We start from the raw sequence: 7,476 nt of genomic DNA, 5'->3' as shown, positions 1-7,476 counted from the left end.
GGTCACGTTTGGCATATTCGATGAGGTTTTCCGGACCCTGCTCGAAAGAACCAAGCAGCTCGGGATCAACCTCCACCTTCCAGCCGCCACGGGCCAGAAGCGCCGCCTCGACATAGTCGTGGCTCAAAATATGCCCGCCATAGGGCGGCTTCCCGGACAGCACCGGCAGGCCGCAGCAGGAGGCAAAGGCGCGCACGCGCACAATGGCATTATGCCCCCAATAGGGGCCGTCCTCGCCCTGCAGCAGGGCAGAGCCGCGGGCAAAATAGCGCGAAAAATAGGCCGAGGAATAAGCCATCATCCGCCCGAACAGCGTACGCGCGGCAATAACCACCGGCACGGTCTGCAACAGCCCGAGCTTGGCATCGGTATCCATGCGCCGCACCATGGCCAGCATGGTGTCGGCTTCCATCAGGCTGTCGGCATCGAGAATGATGGCATAGTCATAGGCCGCGCCCGAGCGCGCAATAAAGTCTTCGATATTGCCAGCCTTGCGGCCGACATTGCGCTCGCGGCGGCGATAAAAGATGCGCCCCGGCGCTTCCGGCTCGACAATCAGCCGTTCGAATTCGCTTGCTTCCTCGGCCGCAACCTCAAGCGAAGTCGTGTCCGAGAGAATGGCGAAATGAAAATGCTCGCCAAGACCCTTGGCAACGATCTGCCGGTTCATCGCGGCGATACGCGCAAAGGTTTCGACGGGGTCTTCGTTGTAGATCGGCACGAGAACGGCGGTCTTGCCTTCGGGCCGTGTCAGGTCGAGCAGCCCCCGGGACTTGGGCGAGAGAGCGCCCAAAAGGCCGATCGTGCCGCCCCAGACGAGCCAGAAGCCCGTCAGGACCAGAAGAATGGTGCGAACCCAGTCGAGAAAGACCGGGCGATTGCCCCCGATCAGGTCGAGAAAGGCAATGCCGGCGGTCAGGCTCACGGCCGCGGCGAAGCCCAGCGTGAGTAGCCGCAGCCACCCAGCCCGCCCCGTGGTTAGCCGATTACCCATTCACCAGTCCTAGTTGCGCTGCCAGACGAGGAAGAAGGCCTTGAAGAAGCCGCCAAAGGCCGAGCCGCGCTCAAGCGTCTGCTTGGGCATGGCGAGCGGGGCATTGGGAAGGCCGTCTATGGGCTGAAAGGGCTGGTGCTTCATGCAGGTTCTCCGCGCCACTGGTAAAGCCAGGCTTCCGTCAGTGGTTCGCCGCCGGAACCAATGCTGGCCCGCAGCTCGATAAGGTTCTGACCTTCTGTCTCGACATCGAGGACCAGACGCCAAAGTCCGTTGGCGTCGATCTGCGAGAAGGTCGACGAGGTAATTTCACCGGCCGATGCCTTGGCATCGACTTCGAAGATCGTGTCCGGCGACAGCTCTGCGAGACGCCCGCCATCGAAGTCGATGACGAATTTCCGCAGGGTCGCCGCGTTTTCGACGCCGGAGACGCCACCCTGGCCGATGCGGGTTTCAACCACATGCGCCAGTTCGTCGTGCTCCTGCGCAACGAGGTCACCCCAGATCAGGCGATAGCCATATTCGCGTGCATCGCCGGCCTTGGGGGCTTCGTTCGGAATCCAGAACGCCGCAATGTTGTCATCGGTTTCCGACTTTGCCGGAATTTCGATCAGACGCACCTGGCCCTGGCCCCAATCATGGGTCGGCTCGACGCGCATCGAGGGGCGGCGCTCGTAATGGGCGCCGGCATCCTGATAGTCGTCAAAGTTGCGATTGCGCTGATAAAGGCCAAAGGCCTTCATATTGGCATCCCAGAAGAAGGAATTGCCAAGCTGGGGCGTGTTGTTGAGCTGGCGCCATTGCGGCAGGCCGGCTTCGGGCTCGAAGACGAGGCCGCTGCAATCATGCACCTGCGGACGGTAGTCGTCGAACTGGTGGCGATTGGTCTCGGCGTAGAGGAACATCGAGGTCAAAGGCGCAATGCCGATTTCCCCGATATCGCTGCGGAAGTAGAGCCGCGCGGTAACGTCCATCACCGTTTCCTGCCGCTCCTGGTTCGCAGGCGAAATCAGGAAGCGATAGGCGCCGGTCACGCTCGGGCTTTCAAGCGCGGCATAGACCGTCAGCGGGCCATCGCCTGTGGGGCGCTCGACATAGAACTCGGAGAAACGCGGAAATTCTTCCGGGCCTTCGCGCCAGGAATTGATGAGCAGGCCACGCGCGCTCGAACCATAGATATTGCCGCGGCCAAGGGCGCGGAAATAGCTGGCGCCGAGGAAGGCGACGAGTTCGTCAGCCAAGTCCGGAGTGTTGATCGGATAGTTGATGCGGAAGCCGGCAATGCCGGGAAACTCCGCCGTCTCGATGGTCTTGCGCTCTGCATCGTCATCGAAGTGATAGATGAAGTCTTCGCTGTCGAAGGCGAAGGGATGCGCGTCGCCATCGGTGATCTCATAGACCGACACGGTTTCCTTGAACAACCAGCCGGGCGGGAAGGCCTGGATCTGGAAGCCGTGGTCGTCGCCACGCCAGCGCGCTTTTTCCGTATTGAACTGCACGCGGCGATAGCCGTCGTAATTGAGGCCCGTATAGACCGGGGAGTCGATCAGGACGGGGCTCTGATAGGGCTGAGCCGCCAGGTCCTTCATGCGCTGGGAGAAGCTTTCGTAATCGAACGCACCGGACATGGGCTCGATCGCGAAGACCATCTGGGTCAGCGATGTTGAAGACAAAAGGGCGATGGAAGCGGCGGCGCCGGAAAGAAAGGCGCGGCGAGACAGTCGATTATTTGGGGCGGTGAGCATTTGTGACGCTTGTTGTTCTTCGCTATCCATCAATTTCCGGCAACGTCGCCAAGCCGGTAAAGTTGTCGCATGGCGGGCATGCAGCAAACGCATGGCGCAATGCTGCCTAAAAACCGCCTTGAAACCGTCTTCACCGTCTCGTGATGAGCAGGTGAGGCTGAGCTAAGGGGCAAATGGGGCGAAAGACTGGCGCATGAAGAAAACGTTAAAAATCTGTCACATGACAGAAAGGAAAAACCCCGGGAGTCAGTGACTTCCGAGGTTGCGGTGCGCGATTTGTCGCAGTCGCCAAAGAGTCGACTTTGCTTCTCGTCAGGGCTTTAGCCGTTGCCGCCGGGTGCCGTTTTCAGGCAATTCCGCCCAGACAGACATATTTGATCTCGACAAAGTCCTCGATGCCATAGCGCGAGCCCTCCCGACCTAGTCCGGAAGACTTCACACCGCCAAATGGCGCTTCGGCCGTCGAGACGAGCCCGGTATTGACTCCGACCATCCCATATTCGAGCGCCTCGGCCACCCGCCACACCCGGCTCAGGTCCCGCGCATAGAAATATGAGGCGAGCCCAAATTCGGTATCATTGGCCTGCGCGATGACATCGGCCTCGTCCTTGAACCGGAACAGCGGCGCCACCGGCCCAAAAGTCTCTTCCCGCGCCACGGCCATATCCGCCGTCACATCGGCCAGCACCGTCGGCTCATAGAACGTGCCCCCGAGCGGCGACACCTTGCCCCCGCGCAAAACCTTTGCGCCTTTCCCCAGCGCATCGGCGACGTGCTCTTCCACCTTCTCGAGCGCCGCCTCATCGATCAGCGGCCCCAGAATGACGCCCTCGTCAAAACCATTGCCGGTCTTCAGCGTCCCGACGGCCGTGCTGAGCTTTTCGGCAAAGGCGTCGTACACCCCGTCCTGCACATAGATGCGGTTGGCGCAGACGCAGGTCTGCCCATTGTTGCGGAACTTGGCGATCAGCGCCCCGGCAACCGCCGCATCGAGATCGGCATCGTCAAAAACGATAAACGGCGCATTGCCCCCCAGCTCCAGCCCCAGTTTCTTGATCGTCGGCGCACTCTGCTTGTAGAGCTCGGCGCCAACCTCGGTGGACCCGGTAAAGGTCAATTTCCGCACGATCGGATTGGCGGTCATCTCCGCCCCGATTTCTTTCGCGGAGCCGGTCACGACACTAAAAAGCCCCTTGGGCAATCCGGCGCGCTCGGACAGCACGGCAATAGCAATGGCCGAGAACGGCGTCTGTGACGCCGGCTTCAAAACCATCGCGCACCCCGCCGCCAGCGCCGGCCCCGCCTTGCGGGTAATCATCGCATTGGGAAAATTCCACGGCGTAATCGCCGCGACGACCCCGATCGGCTGCTTCATCACCATGATCCGCGCATCGGGTCGATGGCCGGGGATCAGGTCGCCATAGACCCGCCGCGCTTCTTCCGCGAACCACTCGATAAAGCTTGCGCCATAGACGATCTCCCCCGTTGCCTCGGCCACGGGCTTGCCCTGCTCAAGCGTCAGGATCTTGCCCAGATCCTCCTTGTTCTCGATCATCAGCTCGAACCATCGCCGCAGGATATTGGAGCGTTCCTTGGCCGTCCGCTTCGCCCAGGTCTTCTGCGCGCCCTCGGCAAATTCAATGGCTTCGCGCGTTTCGGCAGTGCCAAGCTTGGGCACATGCCCGATCACCTCGCCCGTCGCCGGATTGGTCACTGCAATGCCCGCTCCATCCGCTTCGATCCAGCGCCCCCCCACAAGTGCGGCCTGGCGAAAAAGCGAATTATCCTTGAGCTGCATGTCCGGCTCCCTTTGGCGCATTCAAATTCGTTGGGCTCAACATATACCCAGGCTCGCGATGATGGACACCCACCGGGCTTGCGCCATCTCTGTTCCACTTGTACCCAACGGAAACTGACGCCCAAAAGGAGAGCCCCAAGATGAAATCCCGCGCTGCCGTTGCCTTCGCACCCGGAAAGCCCCTGGAAATCGTCGAGATCGACGTCGCCCCGCCCAAGAAGGGCGAAGTGCTGATCAAGATCACCGACACGGGCGTCTGCCACACCGACGCGTTCACCCTCTCCGGCGATGACCCGGAAGGCCTGTTCCCGGTCGTCCTCGGCCATGAAGGCGCGGGCGTAGTCGTCGAAGTCGGCGAAGGCGTCACCTCGGTCAAGCCGGGCGACCACGTCATCCCGCTCTACACTGCCGAATGCGGCGAATGCCTCTTCTGCAAGTCGGGCAAAACCAATCTCTGCACCGCCGTCCGCGCCACCCAGGGCAAGGGCGTCATGCCCGATGGCACCACCCGCTTCTCCTATAATGGCCAGCCGCTCTACCACTATATGGGCTGCTCGACCTTCTCCGAATACACGGTCGTTGCCGAGGTCTCCCTTGCCAAGATCAACCCCGAAGCCAATCACGAGCACGTCTGCCTTCTCGGTTGCGGCGTCACCACCGGCATCGGCGCCGTGCACAACACGGCCAAGGTGCAGGAAGGCGATAGCGTCGCCGTCTTCGGTCTCGGTGGCATTGGCCTTGCCGTCATCCAGGGCGCCCGCCAGGCCAAGGCCGGCCGGATTTTTGCAATTGACACCAATCCGGGCAAATTCGATCTCGCCAAGGAATTCGGCGCGACCGATTGCATCAACCCCAAGGACCATGACAAACCGATTCAGCAGGTCATCGTCGAAATGACCGGCTGGGGCGTCGACCACTCGTTCGAGTGCATCGGCAATGTCAACGTCATGCGCGCCGCACTTGAATCGGCCCATCGCGGCTGGGGCCAGTCGATCATCATCGGCGTCGCCGGCGCCGGCCAGGAAATCTCCACCCGCCCGTTCCAGCTCGTCACCGGCCGCAAATGGATGGGCACCGCCTTCGGCGGCGTCAAGGGCCGCACCCAGCTCCCCGGCATGGTCGAAGACGCGATGGCCGGCAAGATCGACCTCAAACCCTTCGTCACCCACACCATGGGCCTCGACGAGATCAACCACGCTTTTGATCTGATGCACGAAGGTAAATCCATCCGCTCGGTCATCAAGTACTGATTTTTTGACCCATTCACGGTGTCGTTCCCGCGAAAGCGGGAATCCCTGCTTCAAACGGAGATCCCCGCTTTAGCGGGGATGACACCCGTTGGCTTGAACGGACCCAAACAATGAACCTCATCGAACAACACGCCAGCTTCGGCGGCACGCAGAGCGTTTTCCGGCACACGTCGAAAACCCTCAACTGCGACATGACCTTCGGGATTTTCGTGCCTCAGCACGCAGAGGGCACTCGCCTCCCGGTCATCTACTGGCTCTCCGGCCTCACCTGCACCGAGCAGAATTTCATCACCAAATCGGGCGCCCAGGCCTATGCCGCCGAACACGGCGTCATCGTCGTCGCCCCCGACACCTCGCCCCGCGGCGATGACGTTGCCGACGACCCGGCCTACGACCTCGGCAAGGGCGCCGGCTTCTACCTCAACGCCACAGAGGAGCCGTGGGCAGCCCACTTCCGCATGTACGACTACATCGTGGAAGAACTCCCCGTGCTGATCGAAGCCAATTTCCCGGTGGACGATCGCCGTTCCATCATGGGCCACTCCATGGGCGGCCACGGCGCTCTCACCATCGCCCTTAAAAACCCCGGCCGCTACCGCGCCGTCTCGGCCTTCTCGCCCATCGTCGCGCCAAGCCAGGTCCCCTGGGGCGAAAAGGCCTTCACTGCCTATCTCGGCCCCGATCGCGAGACCTGGAAACAGTATGACGCGACCGCGCTCCTCGCCTCGGCCACCGAGCGCCTTCCCATCCTCATCGACCAGGGCGACGCCGACGATTTCCTGCTCACCCAGCTAAAACCCGAAATCTTCACCGCCGAAGCCAGGCGCCTCGATCACCCGGTCACCCTCAACCTGCGCCCGGGCTACGATCACTCCTTCTATTTCATCGCCAGCTTCATCGGCGAGCACATCGCCCACCACGCGGCAGCGCTGAAAGCCTGACGGCCCTTGACGGCCGCCATAATGCCCGCACTATCGCGGCCGTTGAACAAGAGCAGAGCCCCATGAGCGAGCAGGAACGCCGCCCCTTCGTCAGTGCCCGCACGGTGGCCGAACGCGCTGGCGTGTCGCGCTCGGCCGTGTCCCGCACCTTTACCGATGGCGCTAGCGTTTCCGAAGAAACCCGCCGCAAGGTGCTCGAAGCAGCCGGCGAGCTTGGCTACCACGTCAATCACCTCGCCCGGGGCCTGCGCGAGCGCAGCAACATCGTCTGCCTCGTCGTTGCTGACATGACGACCCCCATCCGCGCTCGCCTCGTAGATGTCCTGACGCGAAAACTGCAGGCCGCCGGCAAGGTGATCATGATCATCAATACCGGCACCGACGAGGAAAGCGTCGCCGCTGCGCTGCGCCAGACCCTCAACTACCGCGCCGACGCCACGGTGGTCCTCTCCGGTACCCCCTCGGCAAAGCTGATCGAAACCAGCCTCGCCAATGGCCAGCAGGTTATCCTCATCAATCGCGACGATCCGCTGACCGGCTGCCATAATCTGAGCGTCGACAATGAAATGGCCGGGCGAGAAGCTTTCTTCCTGCTCCGCCGCGCCGGCTGCAAGCGTCTCGCCCTCGTCACCTCCACGGCGAGCACCGCGAGCCTCCTCGAACGCGAGCGCGTCTTTGTAGACGTCGCGAAAGCGGCCGGCATGTCCGTCACCGTCATGGCCTCAGGCCCCACCAATTACGCCTCGGG

The 7,476-nt window shown here is 62.0% G+C and carries 7 protein-coding genes; 3 read left to right on the top strand and 4 right to left on the bottom strand.

Annotated features, from left to right (window positions below; translation table 11 throughout):
• From mdoH to gabD, 4 genes are all read right to left on the bottom strand, one after another.
• The coding region (gene mdoH, locus ABW043_RS08820) for a glucans biosynthesis glucosyltransferase MdoH (RefSeq protein WP_353920844.1) at positions 1–994 on the bottom strand (994 nt) is incomplete at its 3' end.
• A 9-nt stretch (positions 995–1,003) separates the two neighbouring features.
• Complete coding sequence (locus ABW043_RS08815) at positions 1,004–1,138, bottom strand: hypothetical protein (RefSeq protein ID WP_295414070.1); 135 nt, start codon at positions 1,136–1,138, stop codon at positions 1,004–1,006.
• Complete coding sequence (locus tag ABW043_RS08810; protein WP_353920843.1) at positions 1,135–2,739, bottom strand: OpgD/OpgG family glucan biosynthesis protein; 1,605 nt, start codon at positions 2,737–2,739, stop codon at positions 1,135–1,137. Before ABW043_RS08810 ends, ABW043_RS08815 begins: the two co-directional genes overlap by 4 nt.
• A gap of 346 nt (positions 2,740–3,085) precedes the next feature.
• On the bottom strand, positions 3,086–4,537 hold the full coding sequence (gene gabD, locus ABW043_RS08805; RefSeq protein WP_353920842.1) for an NADP-dependent succinate-semialdehyde dehydrogenase: 1,452 nt from the start codon (positions 4,535–4,537) through the stop codon (positions 3,086–3,088).
• Between the two features lie 140 nt (positions 4,538–4,677).
• Here gabD and ABW043_RS08800 point away from each other — a divergent pair, with 140 nt between their 5' ends.
• The 3 genes from ABW043_RS08800 to ABW043_RS08790 form a co-directional block, all read left to right on the top strand.
• Positions 4,678–5,787, top strand: a complete 1,110-nt coding sequence (locus ABW043_RS08800; RefSeq protein ID WP_353920841.1) for an S-(hydroxymethyl)glutathione dehydrogenase/class III alcohol dehydrogenase — start codon at positions 4,678–4,680, stop codon at positions 5,785–5,787.
• 110 nt (positions 5,788–5,897) lie between these two features.
• On the top strand, positions 5,898–6,728 hold the full coding sequence (fghA, locus tag ABW043_RS08795) for an S-formylglutathione hydrolase (RefSeq protein WP_353920840.1): 831 nt from the start codon (positions 5,898–5,900) through the stop codon (positions 6,726–6,728).
• A 62-nt stretch (positions 6,729–6,790) separates the two neighbouring features.
• A partial coding sequence (locus ABW043_RS08790) for a LacI family DNA-binding transcriptional regulator (RefSeq protein WP_353920839.1) occupies positions 6,791–7,476 on the top strand: 686 nt, incomplete at its 3' end.

Origin of the sequence: Devosia sp. (assembly GCF_040509215.1) — a bacterium.
Classification (GTDB): Bacteria; Pseudomonadota; Alphaproteobacteria; order Rhizobiales; family Devosiaceae; genus Devosia.
This window is presented reverse-complemented; position numbering and strand designations above follow the sequence as displayed.